The 19,625-nt window shown below is 72.8% G+C and carries 20 protein-coding genes; 7 read left to right on the top strand and 13 right to left on the bottom strand.

What is annotated here, in order from left to right; all coding sequences use genetic code 11:
• Positions 1 to 292: 292 nt before the first annotated feature.
• The 3 genes from JNO54_RS03930 to JNO54_RS03920 form a co-directional block, all read right to left on the bottom strand.
• A complete protein-coding gene (locus JNO54_RS03930; protein WP_204142719.1) occupies positions 293 to 1,825 on the bottom strand; it encodes a threonine/serine exporter family protein in 1,533 nt (510 codons plus the stop codon).
• Entirely contained in the window at positions 1,822 to 3,591 is a 1,770-nt protein-coding gene (locus JNO54_RS03925) for a serine/threonine-protein kinase (RefSeq protein WP_204142718.1), read from the bottom strand. The genes JNO54_RS03930 and JNO54_RS03925 overlap by 4 nt, the downstream gene beginning before the upstream one ends.
• Before the next feature lie 84 nt (positions 3,592 to 3,675).
• Complete coding sequence (locus JNO54_RS03920; RefSeq protein WP_204142717.1) at positions 3,676 to 4,104, bottom strand: CBS domain-containing protein; 429 nt, start codon at positions 4,102 to 4,104, stop codon at positions 3,676 to 3,678.
• Positions 4,105 to 4,190: 86 nt separating this feature from the next.
• On the opposite strand from JNO54_RS03920, the gene JNO54_RS03915 reads away from it, so the two are divergent.
• Positions 4,191 to 5,642 carry an alpha,alpha-trehalose-phosphate synthase (UDP-forming) gene (locus tag JNO54_RS03915; RefSeq protein WP_307818051.1) on the top strand — a complete coding sequence of 484 codons (1,452 nt, stop codon included), beginning with the start codon at positions 4,191 to 4,193 and terminating at the stop codon, positions 5,640 to 5,642.
• Positions 5,639 to 6,415 carry a trehalose-phosphatase gene (otsB, locus tag JNO54_RS03910; protein ID WP_307818050.1) on the top strand — a complete coding sequence of 259 codons (777 nt, stop codon included), beginning with the start codon at positions 5,639 to 5,641 and terminating at the stop codon, positions 6,413 to 6,415. The genes JNO54_RS03915 and otsB overlap by 4 nt, the downstream gene beginning before the upstream one ends.
• A 4-nt stretch (positions 6,416 to 6,419) precedes the next feature.
• Here otsB and JNO54_RS03905 read toward each other — a convergent pair whose 3' ends face one another.
• Entirely contained in the window at positions 6,420 to 7,454 is a 1,035-nt protein-coding gene (locus JNO54_RS03905) for a LacI family DNA-binding transcriptional regulator (RefSeq protein WP_204142716.1), read from the bottom strand.
• Positions 7,455 to 7,603: 149 nt separating this feature from the next.
• On the opposite strand from JNO54_RS03905, the gene JNO54_RS03900 reads away from it, so the two are divergent.
• Together JNO54_RS03900 and JNO54_RS03895 are read left to right on the top strand one after the other, a co-directional pair.
• Entirely contained in the window at positions 7,604 to 8,707 is a 1,104-nt protein-coding gene (locus JNO54_RS03900) for an ABC transporter ATP-binding protein (RefSeq protein ID WP_204142715.1), read from the top strand.
• 9 nt (positions 8,708 to 8,716) lie between these two features.
• Positions 8,717 to 9,961, top strand: a complete 1,245-nt coding sequence (locus JNO54_RS03895; protein WP_204142714.1) for a DUF4032 domain-containing protein — start codon at positions 8,717 to 8,719, stop codon at positions 9,959 to 9,961.
• 21 nt (positions 9,962 to 9,982) lie between these two features.
• On the opposite strand, the gene rlmB is transcribed toward JNO54_RS03895, so the two are convergent.
• Genes rlmB through JNO54_RS03875 form a run of 4 tightly spaced genes read right to left on the bottom strand, consistent with a single transcriptional unit; the run spans position 9,983 to position 14,153 of the window.
• Entirely contained in the window at positions 9,983 to 10,939 is a 957-nt protein-coding gene (gene rlmB, locus JNO54_RS03890; RefSeq protein WP_204142713.1) for a 23S rRNA (guanosine(2251)-2'-O)-methyltransferase RlmB, read from the bottom strand.
• Between the two features lies 1 nt (position 10,940).
• Positions 10,941 to 12,374: a cysteine--tRNA ligase gene (cysS, locus tag JNO54_RS03885; RefSeq protein WP_204142712.1), complete on the bottom strand. Its 1,434-nt coding sequence runs from the start codon at positions 12,372 to 12,374 to the stop codon at positions 10,941 to 10,943.
• 16 nt (positions 12,375 to 12,390) lie between these two features.
• The gene (locus tag JNO54_RS03880) at positions 12,391 to 13,047 is read right to left on the bottom strand and encodes an MBL fold metallo-hydrolase (RefSeq protein WP_204142711.1); all 657 of its coding nucleotides are present in this window, start codon (positions 13,045 to 13,047) and stop codon (positions 12,391 to 12,393) included.
• Positions 13,044 to 14,153: an S-(hydroxymethyl)mycothiol dehydrogenase gene (locus JNO54_RS03875; protein WP_204142710.1), complete on the bottom strand. Its 1,110-nt coding sequence runs from the start codon at positions 14,151 to 14,153 to the stop codon at positions 13,044 to 13,046. Before JNO54_RS03875 ends, JNO54_RS03880 begins: the two co-directional genes overlap by 4 nt.
• Before the next feature lie 63 nt (positions 14,154 to 14,216).
• Between JNO54_RS03875 and JNO54_RS03870 the strand changes: the two genes are divergently transcribed.
• Positions 14,217 to 14,948 carry a type 1 glutamine amidotransferase gene (locus JNO54_RS03870; RefSeq protein ID WP_204142709.1) on the top strand — a complete coding sequence of 244 codons (732 nt, stop codon included), beginning with the start codon at positions 14,217 to 14,219 and terminating at the stop codon, positions 14,946 to 14,948.
• Here JNO54_RS03870 and ispF read toward each other — a convergent pair.
• From ispF to JNO54_RS03855, 3 genes are read right to left on the bottom strand one after another with little or no spacing between them, the layout of a single operon-like run.
• Positions 14,935 to 15,423 carry a 2-C-methyl-D-erythritol 2,4-cyclodiphosphate synthase gene (gene ispF / locus JNO54_RS03865; protein WP_204142708.1) on the bottom strand — a complete coding sequence of 163 codons (489 nt, stop codon included), beginning with the start codon at positions 15,421 to 15,423 and terminating at the stop codon, positions 14,935 to 14,937. The two genes, JNO54_RS03870 and ispF, sit on opposite strands and share 14 nt — an antisense overlap.
• A 22-nt stretch (positions 15,424 to 15,445) precedes the next feature.
• A complete protein-coding gene (locus JNO54_RS03860) occupies positions 15,446 to 15,868 on the bottom strand; it encodes an LppA family lipoprotein (protein ID WP_204142707.1) in 423 nt (140 codons plus the stop codon).
• A 4-nt stretch (positions 15,869 to 15,872) separates the two neighbouring features.
• A complete protein-coding gene (locus tag JNO54_RS03855) occupies positions 15,873 to 16,571 on the bottom strand; it encodes a hypothetical protein (protein WP_204142706.1) in 699 nt (232 codons plus the stop codon).
• A gap of 130 nt (positions 16,572 to 16,701) precedes the next feature.
• Here JNO54_RS03855 and JNO54_RS03850 point away from each other — a divergent pair, with 130 nt between their 5' ends.
• Complete coding sequence (locus JNO54_RS03850; protein WP_204144535.1) at positions 16,702 to 17,823, top strand: NAD(P)-binding domain-containing protein; 1,122 nt, start codon at positions 16,702 to 16,704, stop codon at positions 17,821 to 17,823.
• On the opposite strand, the gene ispD is transcribed toward JNO54_RS03850, so the two are convergent.
• A complete protein-coding gene (gene ispD, locus JNO54_RS03845; RefSeq protein ID WP_233703172.1) occupies positions 17,765 to 18,481 on the bottom strand; it encodes a 2-C-methyl-D-erythritol 4-phosphate cytidylyltransferase in 717 nt (238 codons plus the stop codon). The genes JNO54_RS03850 and ispD overlap by 59 nt on opposite strands.
• Positions 18,478 to 18,960, bottom strand: a complete 483-nt coding sequence (locus JNO54_RS03840) for a CarD family transcriptional regulator (RefSeq protein WP_204142705.1) — start codon at positions 18,958 to 18,960, stop codon at positions 18,478 to 18,480. Before JNO54_RS03840 ends, ispD begins: the two co-directional genes overlap by 4 nt.
• Before the next feature lie 140 nt (positions 18,961 to 19,100).
• Here JNO54_RS03840 and JNO54_RS03835 point away from each other — a divergent pair, with 140 nt between their 5' ends.
• A complete protein-coding gene (locus JNO54_RS03835; protein ID WP_204142704.1) occupies positions 19,101 to 19,622 on the top strand; it encodes a hypothetical protein in 522 nt (173 codons plus the stop codon).
• Positions 19,623 to 19,625: the final 3 nt, after the last annotated feature.

Below are 19,625 nucleotides of genomic sequence, written 5' to 3'. Positions count from 1 at the left end.
CGAAGGGGACCGCACCGGTGGTGCGAGCCCCTCTCGTCGGGCGCCCCGCCGGGCCGGGCAGGCCCAGCGAGCACACGGGCCAGGCCCCGGGACCCTGCACCGTGAGCACCCTCCTGGCATCTCGATCTGCTGCGCCTTCGTCGCCTTGTGCGCGTACGAGGCGTAGCGACCGCCGCCGAAGCGGTCCGCGTCCGGGAGTGGAGCTGCAGGCCGCCGTAGCAGCCCTCGCCCGTGCTGATCGGCGAGCGCCGGGGCGGGATCGACCTCAGGGGTCTCGGCGCGCGCACCGGCGTTAGCTCTCCGTGACCTCAGGGGTCAAGCCCTCGCGGGAGCGTGGCTGCTCGATGACGGCCCGGTCGCCCAGCGCCTCGTCTCGCTGCTCGCGGTAGCCGCTGAGCCGTCGCCGCTGGTTGACCGGCGAGTCGAGCGGGGCTGCGAGCACCTCGCCGAGGGTGACCCCCGTCGCGATCGCGAGGATGACGCCGAGGGCGGTCAGCACGCTGGCCCAGCCCTGCGTGGGCGAGCCCTGCCACCCGGCACCGTCGGGGACGGTGAGGTGGAAGAGACCGATGAAGATCGACAGACCCGGCATGAGGCCGAAGCTCGCCGGGATGCCCAGCGTGATGGGCGGGGAGTCCATGCGCAGCGCGACGAGGCGGGCGCCGAAGCCGAGCGCGACCGCGGCGATGCCGGTGGAGGTGACCCGTCCCATGCCGACCTGGGTGAGATAGCTCGCGAGCGCGACCGCCACGACCCCGAGCGCTGCGGCCGGCAGCAGCATGCGCCGCCCCGCCTGGAGGGTGACCGCGCCGGCGAGACCGACGACGGCCGACCCGATGAAGACCATCTGCGGGCTCGACGTCGCCCAGGCCAGGCGCCCGACGTCCGGCGGCATGAGGATGATGCCCGCCGCGTCCACCGCCGCCAGGCAGGCGGTCAGGGCCGTCGCGACCCCGACGATGAGGCCGAAGGAGTGGAGCAGCACGGCCACCAGCCGCGCCGTCCCCGTCACGGGGTAGCCCCCGATGATGTCCTCCATCGCGGAGGTGATCGTGCGCGAGGGCAGGAGCATGACGATGCCGCCGGCGACGACGTAGGCAAAGTCCGCCGGCGACATCGGGAACCAGTCCATCCGGCCGAGGACGTAGGCGATGAAGGCGACGGTCGTCGCGACCGCTCCCCCGATCGCACCGGTGTAGAAGTCCGGGAGGTTGATCGCGGCGAGCGCCCGCAGGACCCGGTCGACGACGACCGCCGTGAGGAGCGCGACGAGCACGCCGACCCAGCCGGCCCCGAGGACCATGGCGACACCGGCCGCGACACCCCCTTGGCCGAGGGTGACGATCCACTTGGCCCACATCCGCGGCGCCCGCCGGATCTCCTGGAGCCTGCCCCGCGCCTGGTCGATGCTCACCTCGCCGGAGACGAGGTCGTCGACGAGGGAGTGGACGGCCGCGAGCCGGGCGAAGTCCATCTGCGGCGCCCGCACGACCCGCAGCCTCGAGACGGTCGATCCCGACGGGGTGCGCGCCTGGATGTGCAGCGACTGCATCGTCAGGTCGACGTCCATGTCCTCGAGCCCGCCTGCCACTGCGACGGCGGTGGTCGCCGCCTCCACCGACGGCGCCCCCGCGCCGGAGCGAAGCATGAGCTCGCCGACCCGCAGGCACACGTCGATGACCTCGGCGACGGCGTGCTCCTCGGCGACCGCCCGGGTGACCCGAGGGTCGCGGTACGGGGTGCCGCGGAGCGTCCCGAGCATGGGGAGGGTCTCGGTCGGGGCCTCGCCTCGCACGCTCGGGCGACGGCGGGGACGCTCGCTCATCGGCTGGGGATCCAGGGGGTGTCGGGGACGGGTGAGTCGACGAGCGGCCACCACGTCGCGGGCGCACCGGCCGAGAGGGCCGCACCGAGCAGCAGCAGGCCGGCGACAGCGAGCAGGACCGTGAGGCCGACCCGGATCGGGGCGACGCCGGTCACCCCCCGGACGAGGCTGCGGGTGCCTCGTCGCAGCGACGGGCTGCCGGGCCCCCACCAGGCGGTGAGGGTCGTGACGAGGCCGCCGACGGCGAGCGCGGCCGGATGGTCGAAGGTCGACTCGCCCGCGCTCGCCTGCGAGACCACGAGGCCGGCCACGATGACGGCGCTCAGCCCGACGAGCACCGGCAGGACGAGGGCGAAGAGCGTCGTCAGGGCCGCGCCGATCAGGTGCAGGGGCGACTTGGCCGTCGCGACGGCTGCGTCGCTGCGCCGGCGACCGTGCGTGTACCGGCGCATGACGGTGGCCGTCATCGACTGGTCGACCGTCCGGGCGAGGACGCAGCCGATGAGCACGAGGACGAGCGTGAGCAGCGGTGCGATGGCCGCTCCGCCGACGATGGCGGCGAGCAGGCCGAGCAGGACGTCGGTGCGGCGGGGCCGCCCGATCCGCGGGTCGCCCTCGCGCTCGCTCGGGACCGACCCCGGCCACGCCGAAGGAGCGGGGACGACCTCCTGGCGCGGCTCGTGCTGATACCCGGCGAAGGGGTCGACCCACGCCTGCGGAGCCGGCTGCGGGGCATGGGGTGCGGGCTGGTGCCGCCCGGGGCTGTCCGCAGGCCAGCTGGGGGCGACGGCCGGCAGGACCGCGGTGGGAGGGTTCGGGGACGGCAGGTGGGTCGTCGCGGCGGCCGCCGGCATCGCTCGTGAGCGCACGGGCAGCGCCTCGGTCACGGGTCGCCCCTCGGCGTAGCGCTCGAGCGCCCGGAGCACCTCGTCCGCGTGCGGCCGGCGCGCCGCGTCGGGCGTCAGCGCCGCGTAGAGGAGGGGGGCGAGCCGCTCGTCGACCCCGGTGAGGTCGACGTCACCGCGCATGACCCGGGAGAGCACGGCCTCCATGCCGCCCCGGCCGAAGGGGGGATGCCCGCTCGCCGCGAAGACGAGGGTGGCCGCCCAGCCCCACCAGTCGGTGGCGGCGTCGACCTCGGCGCCCTCGACGATCTCGGGCGACAGGTACCCGGGGGTCCCCATGACGAGACCGGTCATCGTCATGCGCGAGGAGTCCGCGTCGTGGGCGATCCCGAAGTCGATGAGGACCGGGTCGCCGTCGACGAGCAGGACGTTGCCGGGCTTGAGGTCTCGGTGGATGACGCCGATCTCGTGGATCGAGCGGAGCGCCTCGGCGAGCCCGCGCCCGAGACGGAGCAGCTCGTCGGCCGGCAGCGGGCCGTGCTCCTTGACGTGGCTGTCGAGCGAGGGCCCGGGCACGTACCGCGTGACGATGTACGGCTGGTCGCCGTCGAGATCGGCGTCGAAGACGGGAGCCACCCGGGGCGAGCGCACCCGGGCGAGGGTGGCGACCTCGCGACCCAGCCGCGCACGGGCGTCCGCGTCGTGCGCGACGTGCGGACGCAGGACCTTGAGCGCCACCGCCCGGCCCCGCTGGTCCAGGGCGAGATGGACGACGCCCATCCCCCCCTGGCCGAGCTGCTGGACGACCCGGTAGGGCCCGATCCGGTCGAAGTCGTGCACCACCGGCGCCTCCTCCGACGAGGCGTCGCGAGCCACCGGTTCCTCGGGCAGGGGGTCTCCCCCGATGAGCTCGGTGGTCATGCGTCCCAGGGTAGGGGCAGGCCGCTGGGGACTCCCGGAGCGCGGGCTGGACGCCCGCTGGGCGTGTCCGCCGCCGGACCTGACCTACTGGCGGATGTACGCCTCGAGCTGGTCGCGCTCGGCCGAGAGATCACGGATCCGGTGCTTGACGACGTCCCCGATCGAGACGATGGCCGTGAGCCGCCCGTCCTCGACGACCGGCAGGTGGCGGATCCGGTGCTCGGTCATCGCCGCCTCGAGGTCGCTCAGCTGGTCGCCGGCGCTGCACGTGCGGACCTCCGAGGTCATGATTGCGCTCACCGGGCCGTCGACGATCCCCGCACCGCCGCTGTGCAGGTGGCGCACGACGTCACGCTCGCTGACGATCCCGTCGACCGCGGAGCCGTCACCCGAGACGACCACCGCACCGATGCCGTGGTCCGCCAGCAGGCCGAGCAGCTCGCCGACCGTCGCGTCGGGACCGATGGTCACGACGTCCTTGCCCTTGTCCCTGAGAACGTCTGAGATCTTCATGATCAGACGGTATCCCTCACCAGGGCACGCCGGTAGGGGTCTTAGAGTGAAAGGACACCGAGACCAGGACCTTCGAAGGGATCATCGTGGCCAAGGGCAGGACCTTCGACCTCGTCATCGCTGCCAACCGGCTGCCGGTCGACCGGGTCGTGGACAGCGACGGCACCGAGCGGTGGCGACGTTCCCCCGGTGGCCTCGTGACCGCGATGGACTCCGTCATGCGGGGTCGGGAGGGGGCCTGGGTCGGGTGGGCCGGGGACCCCGGCGAGGCGCCCACCCCCTTCGACGAAGGGGGGATGTGGCTGCACCCCGTGGAGATCTCCCAGGAGGAGGTCGAGCAGTACTACGAGGGCTTCAGCAACGACACCCTCTGGCCGATCTACCACGATGTCATCGTCCCGGCCCGCTTCCACCGGCCCTGGTGGGTGGCCTACGAGAGGGTCAACCAGCGCTTCGCCGAGGCGATCGCCGAGGTCGCGGCCGAGGGGGCGCTCGTCTGGGTCCACGACTACCAGCTTCAGCTCGTCCCGCAGCTCGTCCGCGAGCTCCGACCCGACGTGCGCATCGGCTGGTTCAACCACATCCCTTTCCCGCCGGTCGAACTCTTCGCCCAGCTGCCGTGGCGCTCGCGGCTGCTCACCGGGTTGCTCGGAGCCGACTACCTCGGCTTCCAGCGCACGGCGGACGCGCAGAACTTCATCCGGTCGTGCCGTCGGCACCTCGACGCGACGACGAAGGGGGACACGGTCACCCTCCCAGCGGCCGACGGTCGGCCGGGGCGGACGGTTCGGGCCAGCGCGGTGCCGATCAGCATCGACTTCCGGTCCCTCGACGAGCTGGCGCGCAGCCCGGCCGTCAAGGCCCGGGCCCAGGAGATCCGGGCCTCGCTCGGCAACCCTGAGACGCTCTTCCTCGGCGTCGACCGGCTCGACTACACCAAGGGCATCCGGCACCGGCTCAAGGCCTACGAGGAGCTGCTCGCCGAGGGCACGCTGTCGACGCCCGACGTCACCTTCGTCCAGGTGGCGACGCCGAGCCGAGAGCGCGTCGACGCCTACAAGCGGCTGCGCACCGAGGTCGAGACGACGGTGGGCCACATCAACGGCAGCTACTCGACGATCGGCGCGCAGGCGGTCCACTACCTGCACCAGAGCTACCCGCGCGAGGAGATGGCGGCGCTCTTCCAGGCCGCGGACGTCATGCTCGTCACGCCGCTGCGCGACGGCATGAACCTCGTGGCCAAGGAGTACGTCACCTGCCGCAACGACCTCGGCGGAGCGCTCGTCCTCTCGGAGTTCACGGGTGCCTGGCACGAGCTGCACCAGGCCTTCGTCTGCAACCCGCACGACATCGAGGGGCTCAAGCAGACGATGCTCCGGGCGATGTCGGCCTCGCCCAAGGAGAAGCAGCGGCTCATGCGGGCGCTGCGGCGGCGGGTCTCCGACCACGACGTGCTGGTCTGGGCCGACCGCTTCCTCGAGAACCTCCGGGCCGCCCCCGACCGCCCGCCCCGACGCACGGGCAAGGAGCGGTCGTGACGCATCCCGCACTGCCCGCCGATCTCGTCGGGGCGCTGAGGGAGGCGGCGGATGCCCCCCGCCTGCTCGTCGCGAGCGACTTCGACGGGGTCCTCGCCCCCTTCGTCGTCGACCCCCTGACCTCCCGCGCGCAGGACGGCACGCTCGAGGACCTCGCGGCCCTAGGCGCGATGCCGAGCACCGACGCGGCGCTGGTCTCCGGCCGCGACCTCGAGACCCTCGACCGTCTGACGCCCGGGGCGGGCGACGGGGTGACCCGGCTCGGGAGCCACGGGGCGCAGTCGAGCCGGCTGGGTGCGGGCGGCCTCGACGCCGCGGCCGCCGCGCAGCTCGCGGCCCTCGACGTCTTCGTCACGACCGAGCTGGCCGCTCTCGGCTCCGACGTGCGACGGGAGGACAAGCCGAGCGCCGTCGTCCTGCACACCCGCGACCTCGACGACGCCGTCGGCACCGCTGTCGAGGACGTCGCGACCCGGGCGGCCGCGCTCGACGGCGTCCGCCTGCTGCGCGGCAAGTCGGTCTTCGAGCTGACCGTCGTCGAGGCCGACAAGGGGACCGCGCTCCTCGCCCTGGCCCGCGAGCTCGGCAGCGACGTCATCGTCTACCTCGGCGACGACGTCACCGACGAGCACGTCTTCGAGGCCGCCCGCGCCCAGGACGTCACGATCAAGGTCGGCGAGGGAGAGACGGCCGCCCGGCACCGCATCCCCGGCTGCGAGGACGTCCCCGCGGTGCTCGCCCTGCTCCGGGCCGGGCGCGCGGCCCGGGCCTGAGCGGTCAGGCGCGGACGGCTCCGGTCGACCCGCGCACGACGAGCTCGGGGCGGAAGACGAACTCACCGCGGGCAGCCGCCTCACCGGCGATCTCGTCGGTCAGGGCACGAGCCGCCGCCTGGCACATGGCCTGGACGCTCTGCCGGATCGTCGTCAGGGGCGGGTCCGTGAAGGCGACGAGGGGGCTGTCGTCATATCCCACGACCGAGACATCGTCCGGGACCGCGAGGCCCAGGGTGCGGGCCTGCCGGATCGCCCCGAGGGCCATGAGGTCCGACCCGCAGACGATCGCGGTCACCCCGCGGTCGATGAGGTCGCTCGCCGCGACGGCGCCCCCCTCGACGCTGAAGAAGGTGTGGACGACGTGATCGTCGGGCACGGCGAGCCCGAGCCGGTCCATCGACTGCCGGAAGCCGGCGACCTTGCGTCGCGCCGGCACGAATCGCTCCTGACCCAGGGCCAGACCGATCCGCTCGTGACCGAGCTGGGCGAGGTGGGTGACGGCCAGGTCCATGGCAGCGACGTCGTCGTCCGAGACGAAGGGTGCGTCGACGCCTTCCATGAAGCCGTTGACGAGGACGATGGGCAGCCCGCGCTCGCGCAGCCGGTGGTACCGGTCGGGCGAGGTGCCGGCGTCGGCGTGCTGACCCGAGACGTAGATGATCCCGGCGACCCCGCGGTCGAGGAGCATCTCGACGTACTCGTCCTCGTGGATGCCCCCTTCGCTCTGGGTGCAGAGGACGGGGGTGAACCCGCGGTGCGCCAGGGAGACCTCGATCTCCTGGGCGAAGGCCGGGAAGATCGGGTTGGTCAGCTCCGGGATGACGAGCCCGACGAGCGAGACGGCGGTGGTCCGCAGCCGTGTCGGCCGGTCGTAGCCGAGGACGTCGACAGCGGTGAGGACCGCCTGCCGGGTCGACTCGGCGACCCCGGGCCGCTCGTTGAGCACACGGGAGACCGTCGCCTCGCTGACCCCCGCCTGGGTCGCGATGTCGGCCAGACGGGAGCGACGATTCGCGGTACCCCGGGCGTGCTCCACCGCAGCACGATAGGGGGGCGCTGTCACGCCGTGCAAGAAAAGAGCAGCTCGTCGCCGGTTCTTGCACGCTAGGATCAGCGTGCTCCATCGTCCCTTTACGACGGATCGTCCGGCACGTTCCTGCCGGTGAAGGAAAGGCAACGACGCCCATGGCAACTGTGAAGTTCGACAACGCGACGCGGATCTACCCCGGGAACGACTCCCCGAGCGTGGACCAGCTGAACATCGACATCGAGGACGGCGAGTTCCTCGTCCTCGTCGGCCCCTCCGGCTGCGGCAAGTCCACCAGCCTGCGCATGCTGGCCGGCCTCGAGGAGGTCAACGAGGGCAAGATCTGGATCGGTGACCGCGACGTCACCGACCTCTCGCCCAAGGATCGCGACGTGGCCATGGTCTTCCAGAACTACGCGCTCTACCCGCACATGTCCGTCGCCGACAACATGGGCTTCGCCCTGAAGATCGCCGGCGTCGACAAGAGCGAGATCCGCAAGCGCGTCGAGGAGGCGGCCAAGATCCTCGACCTCACCGAGTACCTCGAGCGCAAGCCGAAGGCGCTCTCCGGCGGTCAGCGGCAGCGCGTCGCCATGGGTCGTGCCATCGTCCGCTCGCCCCAGGTCTTCCTCATGGACGAGCCGCTGTCGAACCTCGACGCCAAGCTCCGCGTGCAGACCCGCACCCAGATCGCCTCGCTGCAGCGTCGCCTCGGGGTCACGACCGTCTACGTCACCCACGACCAGGTCGAGGCCATGACGATGGGCGACCGGGTCGCGCTTCTCAAGGACGGCATCCTCCAGCAGTGCGACAGCCCGCGCCGGATGTACGACCACCCGGACAACGTCTTCGTCGCCGGCTTCATCGGCTCGCCGGCGATGAACCTCGTCTCCACGCCCGTCGTCGACGGCGGGGCGAAGTTCGGTCAGACAGTTGTCCCCGTGGCCCGTGACGTGCTCTCCGAGGCCGGCTCGCACATCATCGTGGGCGTCCGCCCCGAGGACGTCGAGCTGACGACCGAGGGCGACGGCCTGCCGATCACCGTCGACGTCGTCGAGGAGCTCGGTGCTGACGCCTACATCTACGGCACCGCCGAGGGCGCCGAGCAGGTCGGCACCACCGAGGATGAGACGGCCAAGCCGTTCATCGCCCGCGTCGACGGCCGCCGCCCCCCGAGGAAGGGCGAGACGGTCTACATCAAGCCGGAGGAGGGCCACCTCCACGTCTTCAACGCCGACACCGGTCGCCGCATCGGCGACTGAGGTCCCATCATGCCGCTGGAGATCTCCGCGGTCCGGCCCGATCCGGCGCTGCTCGACCTGCCGTGGAGCGTCCCGCTGGAGGAGTGGCCGCAAGATCGTCTTGCGGCCCTCCCCCGCGGGATCTCCCGGCACGTCGTGCGCTTCGTCAAGCTCTCCGGCGGCGTCATCGCCGTCAAGGAGATCAAGGCCGAGATCGCCCGGCGCGAGTACCAGATGCTGCGCCAGCTCGGCCGGCTCGACCAGCCCTGCGTCGAGCCGCTCGGGGTCGTCAGCGGCCGGGTCGACGATCACGGCGAGCCCCTCGACGCGTGCCTGCTCACCCGCCACCTGCAGTTCTCGCTGCCCTACCGCGCGGTCTTCAGCCAGCACCTCCGCGACGACACCGCGAGCCGGCTGCTCGACGCCCTCGCTGTGCTCCTCGTCCGGCTGCACCTCGTGGGCTTCTGGTGGGGCGACGTCTCGCTGTCCAACACGCTCTTCCGCCGCGACGCCGGCGCCTTCGCCGCCTACCTCGTCGACGCCGAGACCGGTGAGCTGCACAACTCGCTGAGCGACGGGCAGCGGGCGCACGACATCGACATCGCCCGGGTCAACATCGCCGGCGAGTTCATGGACCTCGAGGCATCCGGGGTGCTGCCCGACGGCTTCGACCCGGTCGCGGTCTCGGAGGAGATCGTCACCCGCTACCACGCGCTCTGGTCCGAGCTCACCGAGGACGAGTGGTTCGACCGCGGCGAGCGCTGGCGGGTCGACCAGCGCATCCGACGGCTCAACGCCCTCGGCTTCGACGTCGACGAGCTCTCGATCAACACCGACCTCGACGGCACCCGTCTCCAGATCCAGCCGAAGGTCGTCGACGCCGGGCACCACAGCCGGCGGCTCCTGCGGCTCACCGGCCTCGACGTCGAGGAGAACCAGGCACGCCGCCTGCTCAACGACCTCGACAGCTACCGCGCGGCGACCGACCGCCAGGGAGAGGACGAGGAGATCGCCGCCCACGACTGGCTCACCCGGGTCTACGAGCCCGCCACCCGGGCCGTGCCGCAGGAGATGCGCGGCAAGCTCGAGCCCGCCGAGCTCTTCCACGAGATCCTTGAGCACCGCTGGTACCTCGCCGAGCGGGTCGGCCACGACGTGCCGATCACCGAGGCGGTGGCCGACTACGTCCGCGAGGTCCTGCCCGGCAAGCCGGACGAGCGCTCCGTCCTCGGCACCGACACCCAGATGCTCCCCGTCGTGCCCCGGGAGCCGTAAGGGCTCCCGCTTCGCCCTGGGTCAGGCGCTCTCGGCGCGGCGGCGGGCGATCTCGTAGAGGGTGACACCGGTCGCCAGGCCCGCGTTGAGCGACTCGACGGAGCTCGTCATGGGGATCGAGACGATCTGGTCGCAGGTCTCGCGGACGAGCCGCGAGAGGCCCTTGCCCTCGCTGCCGACGACGACGACGAGCGGCTCGGTGGCCAGGCTCAGACCCGGCAGCGAGACGTCGCCGTCCATGTCGAGCCCGACGACGAAGAAGCCCGCCTTGCGGTAGTCCTCGAGCGCCCGGGTGAGGTTGCTCGCCTGGGCGACCGGGATGCGGGCGGCGGCGCCGGCGGAGGTCTTCCACGCGCTGGCGGTCATGCCGACGGAGCGACGGCTCGGGACGACGACGCCGTGCCCGCCGAAGGCCGCGACGGAGCGGACGATCGCGCCAAGGTTGCGCGGGTCGGTGATGCCGTCGAGCGCGACGACAAGCGGGGCTCCGGGCAGGTCGGAGTCGACGAGGTCGCTCGGGTGCGCGTACTCGTACGGCGGCACCTGGATCGCCAGGCCCTGGTGCACGGCACCGTCGGTGATCCGGTCGAGCTCGGAGCGCGGGGTCTCGAGCACGGGCAGCCCGCGGTCGGCGGCGATCGTCAGCGCCTCACGCACCCGGTCGTCGCTCTCGATCCGCCCGGCGACGTACATCGTCGAGACGGGGACGTGGGCCCGCAGCGCCTCGATGACCGGGTTGCGGCCGGCGACGATCTCGCTGCTGCCGCCGCTGCGGCGACGCTGGGGCGGGCGGCCCCCGCCCCGCTTGTCCGCGGCCTTGTCCGTCTTGTACGCCTTGTGGTTCGGCCGCTCGGACGCCTTGGGGGTCGGCCCCTTGCCCTCGAGGCCGCGGCGGCGCTGGCCGCCGGAGCCGACCTGGGCACCCTTCTTCGACCCGGAGCGGCGGACCGCCCCGCGACGCTGGCTGTTGCCTGGCATGTCAGCTCTCCTTCTTGGACAAGGTCCACCGCGCGCCTCCGGCGGTGTCCTCGACCGTGATGCCGGCGGCCGCGAGCGCGTCCCGGATCTTGTCTGCCGTCTCGAAGTCGCGTGCGGCACGGGCCTGCTGACGGGTCTCGACCTGGAGCTGGACGAGCGCGTCGAGCGCGTCGGTCAGCTCGGCCTCGGACCCGCTGCCCCCTCCGGACCACTGCGCAGAGAGCGGGTTGAGCCCCAGGACGTCGGTCATCGCGACGACGGTGCGGGCGATGGCGGCCGCCTCGTCACGGTCACCCTCGTCGAGGGCGATGTTGCCCTGGCGCACGTGGTCATGGACGACCGCGAGCGCACCCGCGACACCGAGGTCGTCGTCCATCGACTCGGCGAACTCGGCGGGGATCTCGGTCGCGGGGTCGGCCTCGAGGGTCGTCACATCGGGCAGCGCGCGGCGGAGGAATCCTTCGATCCGCTCGACCGCGGCGCCGGCCTCCTCGAGGGAGCCCTCGTGATGCTCGATCATCGAGCGGTAGTGGGCCGCGGTGAGGAAGTAGCGGATCGTCAGCGGCTCGTAGCTCTGGGTGAGCGTGGCGACCTCGAGCGCGTTGCCGAGCGACTTGCCCATCTTCTCGCCGCGGACGGTGACCCAGCCGTTGTGCAGCCAGTACCGGGCGAAGCCGAGTCCCGCGGCGCGAGACTGGGCCTGCTCGTTCTCGTGGTGGGGGAAGCGCAGGTCGATCCCGCCGCCGTGGATGTCGAAGGTGTCGCCGAGGTACTTGCGGGCCATCGCGGAGCACTCGAGGTGCCAGCCCGGCCGGCCGGGGCCGAAGGGGGTGGGCCAGCTGGCCGTCGACGGCTCGCCGTCCTTCGTGCCCTTCCAGAGCGCGAAGTCGCGAGGGTCGCGCTTGCCGCGGGGATCGGCGTCGTCGGCGGCGACCATGTCGTCGAGGGCCTGGTTGCTCAGCTCGCCGTAGCTCGGCCAGCTGCGGACGTCGAAGTAGACGTCCCCGCTGCCGTCCGCGGCGACGTAGGCGTGCCCCGCGTCGACGAGCATCTCGATGAGCGTGATCATCTCGGGGACGTGGCCGGTGGCGCGGGGCTCGTAGCTCGCCGCCTGGACGCCGAGGGTGTCGAGCGCCTCGCTCGTGAGCCGCTCGTTGCGGTAGGACAGCGCCCACCAAGCCTCGCCGGTCTCGTCGGCCTTGCGCAGGATCTTGTCGTCGATGTCGGTGACGTTGCGCACGAGGGTGACGTCGTACCCGTGCCCGCGGACGAGCCAGCGGCGCAGGACGTCGAAGGCGACAGCGAAGCGCAGGTGCCCGATGTGGGGAGCGCCCTGGGTGGTGAGCCCGCAGATGTACATGCCGACCCGTCCCGGGGTCAGCGGCTCGAAGTCGCGGAGCTCGCGGGTCGCGGTGTCGTGGAGGCGCAGGGTCACCGAACCAGGGTACGTGTCAGTGCCCGCGGTCGATCCACGCCTGCCGGTTCGGGGCCTCGGCGCCGATCGTCGTGCTGTCGCCGTGGCCCGTGAGGACGACGGTCTCCGCAGGCAGGGTCAGCAGCCGGTCGGTGATCGAGTCGATGATCGTCTCGAAGTCCGAGAAGGACCGCCCGGTCGCACCCGGCCCCCCGTTGAAGAGGGTGTCCCCGGAGAAGAGCACCCCGAGCGCCGGCGCGTACAGGCAGCACGCACCCGGCGAGTGGCCGGGGGTGTGGATGACGTGCAGCTCCACGTCCCCGACGACGATCACCTCGCCGTCGTCGAGGTCGGTGTCGGGCACGCGGTCCGGGTAGGTCATCTCCCACAGCTCACGCTCGCGGCTATGCAGCGCGATCGGTGCGCCCAGCTCGTCAGCGAGCTCGGCCGCGGCGTTGACGTGGTCGTTGTGGGCGTGGGTGCTGATGATCGCCTCGAGCGTCCGGTCACCGACCGCCGCCCGGATCGGCGCGGCCTCGTGGCCGGCATCGATGACGACGCACTGCACGTCGTCCCCGACGACCCAGACGTTGTTGTCCACCTCCCACGAGCCGCCGTCCAGCTCGAAGGTCCCGGAGGTGACGACCTTGTCGATCCGGACACCGCCGGGAGACACGGGCAGCCGATCGCTCATGCCGACGCCCCGTCCTGCTCGAGGACGACGACCGATCGCAGGACGTCGCCGGCGTGCATCTTGTCGAACGCCGCCTCGACGTCACCGAGCCCGATCCGCTCGGTGACGAACGCCTCGAGGTCGAAGCGTCCCTGCCGGTAGAGGTCGACGAGCATCGGGAAGTCCCGGCTCGGCAGGCAGTCGCCGTACCAGCTCGACTTCAGCGCGCCGCCGCGACCGAAGATCTCGATCATCGGCAGCGTGACCTCCTGCTCCGGCGTCGGCACGCCGACGAGCACGACGGTGCCCGCGAGGTCCCGCGCGTAGAACGCCTGCTCGTAGGTCTCCGGCCGCCCGACCGCCTCGACGACGACGTCCGCGCCGAAGCCGCCGGTCAGCTCGCGGATCCGCTCGACGACGTCCTCGGTGGACCCGTTGACGGTGTGCGTGGCGCCGAAGCTCTTCGCCGTCTCGAGCTTCCGCTCGTCGACGTCGACGGCGATGATCGTCGTCGCGCCGGCGACCTGCGCGCCGGCGATCGCCGCGTCACCGACGCCGCCGCAGCCGATGACCGCGATCGAGTCGCCGCGCCCCACGCCACCGGTGTTCACCGCGGCGCCGAAACCGGCCATGACCCCGCAGCCCAGCAGACCGACGGCCGCCGCCTCGGCCTCCGCGTCGACCTTGGTGCACTGCCCGGCCGCGACGAGGGTCTTCTCGATGAAGGCCCCGATGCCCAGCGCCGGCGTCAGCTCCTCGCCGGTCTCGGCGAGCGTCATCTTCTGCTCCGCGTTGTGCGTCGCGAAGCAGTACCACGGCTTGCCCTTGGCGCAGGCCCGGCACTGACCGCACACGGCCCGCCAGTTGAGGACGACGAAGTCGCCGGGGGCGACCTCGGTCACCCCTTCACCGACCGCCTCGACGACGCCGGCCGCCTCATGCCCGAGGAGGAAGGGGAACTCGTCGTTGATCCCGCCCTCCCGGTAGTGCAGGTCGGTGTGGCAGACCCCGCACGACTCGATCTTCACGACGGCCTCACCGGGGCCGGGGTCCGGGACGACGATGTCGACGACCTCGACGTCCGCCCCCTTCGTCCGTGCGACGACTCCCTTGACGGTCTGCGGCATGGTCTGCCCCTCTCGATCGTGGCGGCGCGACGAGCGCCCTCTGGACCACCATAGGATCCCGCCATGCCCGAGCACTCCGCCGTCCGTCGCGTCCTGGTCGTGGAGCACCAGGAGAGCTGCCCGCCGGCCCTCGTCGGGCAGTGGCTCGAGGACGAAGGGGTGGAGCTGGAGGTCGTCCGCCCCTACCAGGGAGAGCCGGTCCCGGACCGCCTCGAGGTCGACGGCCTCCTCGTCCTCGGCGGGTCGATGGGTGCGACCGACGACGAGCGGGCGCCGTGGCTGCCGGCGACGCGTGATCTCATCCGCTCGGCGGCGACAGAAGACGCTCCGGTCCTCGGGGTCTGTCTCGGTCATCAGCTCGCGGCGGTCGCGCTCGGCGGTGAGGTCGCCCGCAACCCGAAGGGGCAGACCGTCGGTGCCCGCGCGGTGACGCGCCAGGACGGCACCGACCCGCTGGCAGCGGCGCTGCCTGCCGGCAGCCATGTGGCGCAGTGGAACGACGACATCGTGGTCACCGCGCCGCCCGGCACGCTCACCCTCGCGACGAACGACCGCGACGACCTGCTCATGGCCCGGTTCGCCGCCTCGGTGTGGGGCATCCAGGGCCACCCTGAGGCGACCGCGGAGATCGTGGGCGTGTGGGCGGCCAACGACCAGGCCGAAGGTGGGCTCACCGGGGCGACGCCGCAGCAGGTCCCGGCGATCCTCGACGACCTCGAGCGCCGGCAGCCGGAGATCAGCGCAGCCTGGGGCCCCGTCGTCGCCGCGTGGGCGGGCCTGCTCAGCCGGCGCTGACGACGAGCGCGGTGGCGATCGCCGCCGCTCCCTCACCCCGGCCGGTGAGGCCGAGGCCGTCGGTCGTCGTGCCGGAGAGCGTGACCGGCGCACCGCACGCCTCGCTCATGACCCGCTGCGCCTCATCACGCCGGGTGCCGATCTTGGGCCGGTTGCCGACGACCTGGACCGAGACGTTGCCGATCTCGTAGCCGGCCGCCCGGACGAGCCGGGCCGCCTCCGCGAGCAGGGCCAGCCCCGAGGCGCCCGCGAGCTCGGGGCGGTCGGTGCCGAAGTGCACGCCGAGGTCGCCGATCCCGGCTGCGGAGAAGAGGGCGTCGCACGCGGCGTGGCAGGCGACGTCGGCGTCGGAGTGACCCTCGAGACCGACCTGGTCGGGCCACCGGATCCCGCCGACCCACAGCTCGCGCCCGCTCCCGGCATCGGCGAAGGCGTGGACGTCGACACCGATCCCGACCCGTGGCAGCGCGCTCATGCGGCCAGTCTCCCCGACCCGGTCACGGGAGGACGCACGCGCCGTAGATCGCCGGGACGAGCACCTGCTGGGCGCCGACCTCGAGCTCGCTGCCGTACTCGTCGACCCACGAGACCTTCTTGAGGTCCGGCTCGTCGACGACGACCACCTTCTCGGCGGTGAAGCCCTCGGCCTGCGCGATGTCGTCGGCGATGGCCTCGACCGCCGGCCAGTCGGCCATGTCGAAGTCCTCGACGCTCGCTCCACCGCGGATGTTGAACGTCACCGCACCGAGCCCGCTGAAGGGCTCCCGGCAGCCCGCCGCACCCGTCCGGCTCGGGCTCGTGTCCCAGCTCACGCCCACCTTGCTCGCGACGCGTTCCTGGACGGTGGTCAGCACCCGGAGGTACCGCTCCTCCATCTCGCTCTCGCGCGGCCGCTGCTCCAGCTGCTGCCTCGGATCCATGCCCTCACCCTAGTGCGGTCGGGTCGCCGCTGACCCAGGTCTCGAGCCCGCCCCAGCGGCGCTGGAGGTCGCGGTGCTGGTCGCCGAGCCCGAGCCAGTCGGCGACCGCGTCGTCCCGCCCGGTGAGGAGTGCGGCGTGCTGCGCCTCGAGGTCGGCCCGCAGGACGGGCAGGTAGGCGCGGTTGGCCTCGTCGCGGACGTCGAAGGGGATGCCGTCGCGGGTCCCGAGCCACCCGGGATGGCCGGCGAGGACCGCGGCCCGCTCGGCCTCGGTGAGCCGGCCCCACCACCGGGCGTTGTCCGTCGGGCTGGTCGACAGCCGGGGTGGCGGGACGAGCTCGTCGAGGGGCCGGGGCGGGGTCACGGGCGAAGGGGGTACCGCCGGCGTGGTGGGGGCAGGCGCGGGTGCCGTGGCGGCCAGGCCGTCACCGTCGTCGTCGCTCACGGCGTCCTGACCGCGGGCCTGACGCCGCACGGTGCGCGCCATGCACCGCACCGCCTCGGCGACGGCCTCGACCTCGCGGGCCGAGCTCGCCGCGCGGCGCTGGAAGCCGTCGGCGTCGGGTCCGCCCCAGGCAGCGCGGAGCCGGGAGGCCGCCCTGCTCATCTCGGTGACGGCACCGGAGCAGTCGCGGGCCAGGCCGTCGAGCCGGGCGACGGAGGAGATCAGGGCGCGGGTGTCTGCCCCGTGGGTGAGCGCCATGGCCCGCACCTCCCCTGCTCCGTCGCGTCCTGCGAACCTATGGCGGATGGTTCACCCCGACCATGGGCAGCGCTCCCCTGCACCGACGGCCGGCGGGCATAGACCTGCCGCGACCGTCGTTGACCTCGACGTGCAGGTGTGGGAGTCGATCGTCGTCGGGGCCGGGCAGGCCGGCCTCTCGGCCTCCTTCCACCTCGGCCGGCTGGGCGTCGAGCACCTCGTCCTCGACGCGGACGAGCGTCCCGGTGGCGCCTGGCAGCACCGGTGGGACTCCTTGACGATGGGCGACGTCCACGGCATCGCCGACCTGCCCGACGCCCGCGCACCGCAGCCGTCCGCGAGGCCCGCGCGCCGGGTCGTGCCCGAGTGGTTCGCCGACTACGAGCGCGCCCACGAGCTCCCGGTGCTCCGCCCGGTCCGGGTCACCGCCGTCCACGACGTCGACGGTCTCCTCGAGGTCCGGGCCGACGACGGCGTCCGGACGACCCGCACCCTCGTCAGCGCGACCGGGACCTGGCGCCGCCCCTTCGTCCCCGCCTACCCCGGCCAGGCGGACTTCCTCGGCGAGCAGCTCCACACGGCCGGCTACCCCGGTCCCCAGCACTTCCGCGGCCGTCGGGTCCTCGTCGTCGGCGGGGGAGCCTCGGCTGTCCAGCACATCGGCGAGCTCGCCCCGGTCGCCGACGTCCTCTGGTCGACGCGTCGGCCGCCGCGGTGGGCCGGCGACGGATTCGACGGCCGCGCCGCTGTCGCCCAGGTGGCCGAGCGGGTCCGTGCCGGGCTGCCGCCGGCGAGCGTCGTCAGCGTCACCGGTCTGGCCCTGCGCCCGCAGGAGATGGCTGCCGCCCGTACCGGGGTGTACGAGCGTCGCCTCCCGATCTTCGCGCGCATCGAGCCGCACGGGGTCCGGTGGGCCGACGGTCGCTACGAGCCGGCCGACGTCATCCTGTGGGCCACCGGCTTCCGCGCCGACGTCGGGCACCTCGCGCCGCTGCACCTCCGGTCGCCGCAGGGCGGGATCGCCCTCGTGCCGGGACGGCACGACGTCCAGGCCTCGGTGACGAGCGCCCGCGACCCGAGGGTCCAGCTCGTGGGCTACGGACCATCCGCGAGCACGATCGGCGGCAACCGCGCCGGTCGGGCGGCCGCGCGGGCGGTCCGGCGTCACCTCGACGGCCCAGGCTCGGCCGGGCTCAGCGACCGTCCTGCGCGAGCAGCGAGCGGGCCCGGCGCAGGTCCTCCTGGTCGGTGATCTTGAAGCCGAGCGGGTCGCCCTCGACGACGACGACGTCGTGCCCGAGCTGCTCGACGAGGGCTGCGTCGTCGGTCGCCTGGCGTCCGCTCGCGTGCGCCTCGCGCAGCAGGCCGAGCTGGAAGCCCTGGGGCGTCTGGACGGCTCGCAGGGTGGAGCGCGCAGGCGTCGCGGTGATCACCCCGTCGTCGTCGACGATCTTGATCGTGTCCACGACGGGGAGGCCAGGGACAGCCCCGGCAGCGCCGGCGCGCACCGCGGCGACGACCCGCTCGTAGACCACGGCCGGGGTGAGGCAGCGGGCCGCGTCGTGCACGAGGACGACGTCGATGTCCTCTCCGAGCACGGCGAGCCCGGCGGCCACCGAGTCACCTCGCTCCGCGCCACCGGGGACGACCACGGGGTCGCCGCACCCGCAGCCGGCGTGGAGGTCGAGGAAGCCCTGAGCCTCCTCGACGAGCTCGGCCGGGACGACGAGCACGACCCGGGCGGCGCCGGCGGCGAGCGCCCTCACGAGCGCGTGCTCGAGGATCGTCTCGCCGTCGAGGCGGACGAAGGCCTTGGGCCGGTCGGCGCCCAGCCGGGACCCGGACCCTGCCGCCACAACGACGACGCCCACGCCGTGGAGGGCGTGGGCGTCGTGAGGGCTGTGGGTCAAGAGGCGAGGACCTCGTCGAGGATGACCTCGGCCTTGTCCTCGTCCGTCTTCTCCGCGAGGGCGAGCTCGGAGACGAGGATCTGGCGGGCCTTGGCGAGCATCCGCTTCTCCCCGGCCGAGAGGCCGCGGTCCTTCTCGCGGCGCCACAGGTCGCGCACGACCTCGGCGACCTTGATGACATCACCCGAGGCGAGCTTCTCGAGGTTGGCCTTGTAGCGGCGCGACCAGTTGGTCGGCTCCTCGACGTGCGGTGTGCGGAGCACCTGGAAGACCTTGTCGAGGCCCTCCTTGCCGACGACGTCGCGGACACCCACGAGGTCGCAGTTCTCCGCCGGGACCTCGATCGTCAGGTCGCCCTGGGCGACCTTCAGCTTGAGGTACGTCCTCTCGACACCCTTGATCGTGCGGGACTTGATTTCTTCGATCAGCGCAGCCCCGTGGTGGGGATACACGACCGTCTCACCGACCTTGAAAACCATATGGAGGAAACCCCTTTCGCGGCCCTCAGGATATCACGGCGTGTCGCTTGACACATGTTGAGCGGGTGCGGTGGGATGCGCCGCCATCCCCTTCGCGGACCGCCTCCACGGCCGCGACCGGCGCCGGTAGGCTGTCCCCCGTGAAGCCTTCGAAGACCACGCGCGCGCGGGCCGGCGCCGTCGCCCTCATCGCCGTCATCGCCACCGCCGGGTGCAGCTACACCTCGCCCTTCCAGACCGACGAGCCGATGTCGCTCGGCGACGGTGTCGCCGTCGACCTCGGAGACCTCGAGGTGCGCAACCTCGCCGTCGTGAGCGGCAAGGCGGGCGACGACGCGACCCTCACCGGGACCGTCGGCAACGCCACCGCCGAGGAGGCGACCTTCCAGGTCGTCGCCGGCGAGGGCACCGAGCCGCTGCGAGCCACCGTCCCGGCAAACGGCGTCATCACGCTGTCGACCGAGGGTGAGAAGCTCGTCCTGCCGGGTCTCGAGGTCGGCCCCGGGTCGATGGCCGAGATCGGCGTCGCGTCGGGCCAGGGCGAGGTCACCCCGGTGACCGTGCCGGTCCTCGACCCGGCCGGCTACTACGAGGACTACGCCCCCGAGGGCTGGACCCCGGCCCCGACCCCCACGGCGTCGGAGACCGAGTCCGCGCACTGACGC

The sequence above is a fragment of the Janibacter endophyticus genome, from assembly GCF_016888335.1.
In the GTDB taxonomy this organism is placed as follows: Bacteria; Actinomycetota; Actinomycetes; order Actinomycetales; family Dermatophilaceae; genus Marihabitans; species Marihabitans endophyticum.
Note: the sequence above shows the minus strand (reverse complement) of the source record. Positions and strands in the feature narration are given on the sequence as shown.

What these genes read in the sequence shown, in the direction of transcription:
- JNO54_RS03900 (WP_204142715.1), top strand. Translation starts at nt 7,604, where the DNA reads ATGGCAACTGTGAAGTTCGACAACGCGACGCGGATCTACCCCGGGAAC.
- JNO54_RS03880 (WP_204142711.1), bottom strand. Translation starts at nt 13,047, where the DNA reads ATGAGCGATCGGCTGCCCGTGTCTCCCGGCGGTGTCCGGATCGACAAG.
- JNO54_RS03920 (WP_204142717.1), bottom strand. Translation starts at nt 4,104, where the DNA reads ATGAAGATCTCAGACGTTCTCAGGGACAAGGGCAAGGACGTCGTGACC.
- JNO54_RS03860 (WP_204142707.1), bottom strand. Translation starts at nt 15,868, where the DNA reads ATGGATCCGAGGCAGCAGCTGGAGCAGCGGCCGCGCGAGAGCGAGATG.
- JNO54_RS03870 (WP_204142709.1), top strand. Translation starts at nt 14,217, where the DNA reads ATGCCCGAGCACTCCGCCGTCCGTCGCGTCCTGGTCGTGGAGCACCAG.
- JNO54_RS03930 (WP_204142719.1), bottom strand. Translation starts at nt 1,825, where the DNA reads ATGAGCGAGCGTCCCCGCCGTCGCCCGAGCGTGCGAGGCGAGGCCCCG.
- ispF (WP_204142708.1), bottom strand. Translation starts at nt 15,423, where the DNA reads ATGAGCGCGCTGCCACGGGTCGGGATCGGTGTCGACGTCCACGCCTTC.
- JNO54_RS03840 (WP_204142705.1), bottom strand. Translation starts at nt 18,960, where the DNA reads ATGGTTTTCAAGGTCGGTGAGACGGTCGTGTATCCCCACCACGGGGCT.
- JNO54_RS03875 (WP_204142710.1), bottom strand. Translation starts at nt 14,153, where the DNA reads ATGCCGCAGACCGTCAAGGGAGTCGTCGCACGGACGAAGGGGGCGGAC.
- JNO54_RS03925 (WP_204142718.1), bottom strand. Translation starts at nt 3,591, where the DNA reads ATGACCACCGAGCTCATCGGGGGAGACCCCCTGCCCGAGGAACCGGTG.
- JNO54_RS03855 (WP_204142706.1), bottom strand. Translation starts at nt 16,571, where the DNA reads ATGGCGCTCACCCACGGGGCAGACACCCGCGCCCTGATCTCCTCCGTC.
- rlmB (WP_204142713.1), bottom strand. Translation starts at nt 10,939, where the DNA reads ATGCCAGGCAACAGCCAGCGTCGCGGGGCGGTCCGCCGCTCCGGGTCG.
- JNO54_RS03895 (WP_204142714.1), top strand. Translation starts at nt 8,717, where the DNA reads ATGCCGCTGGAGATCTCCGCGGTCCGGCCCGATCCGGCGCTGCTCGAC.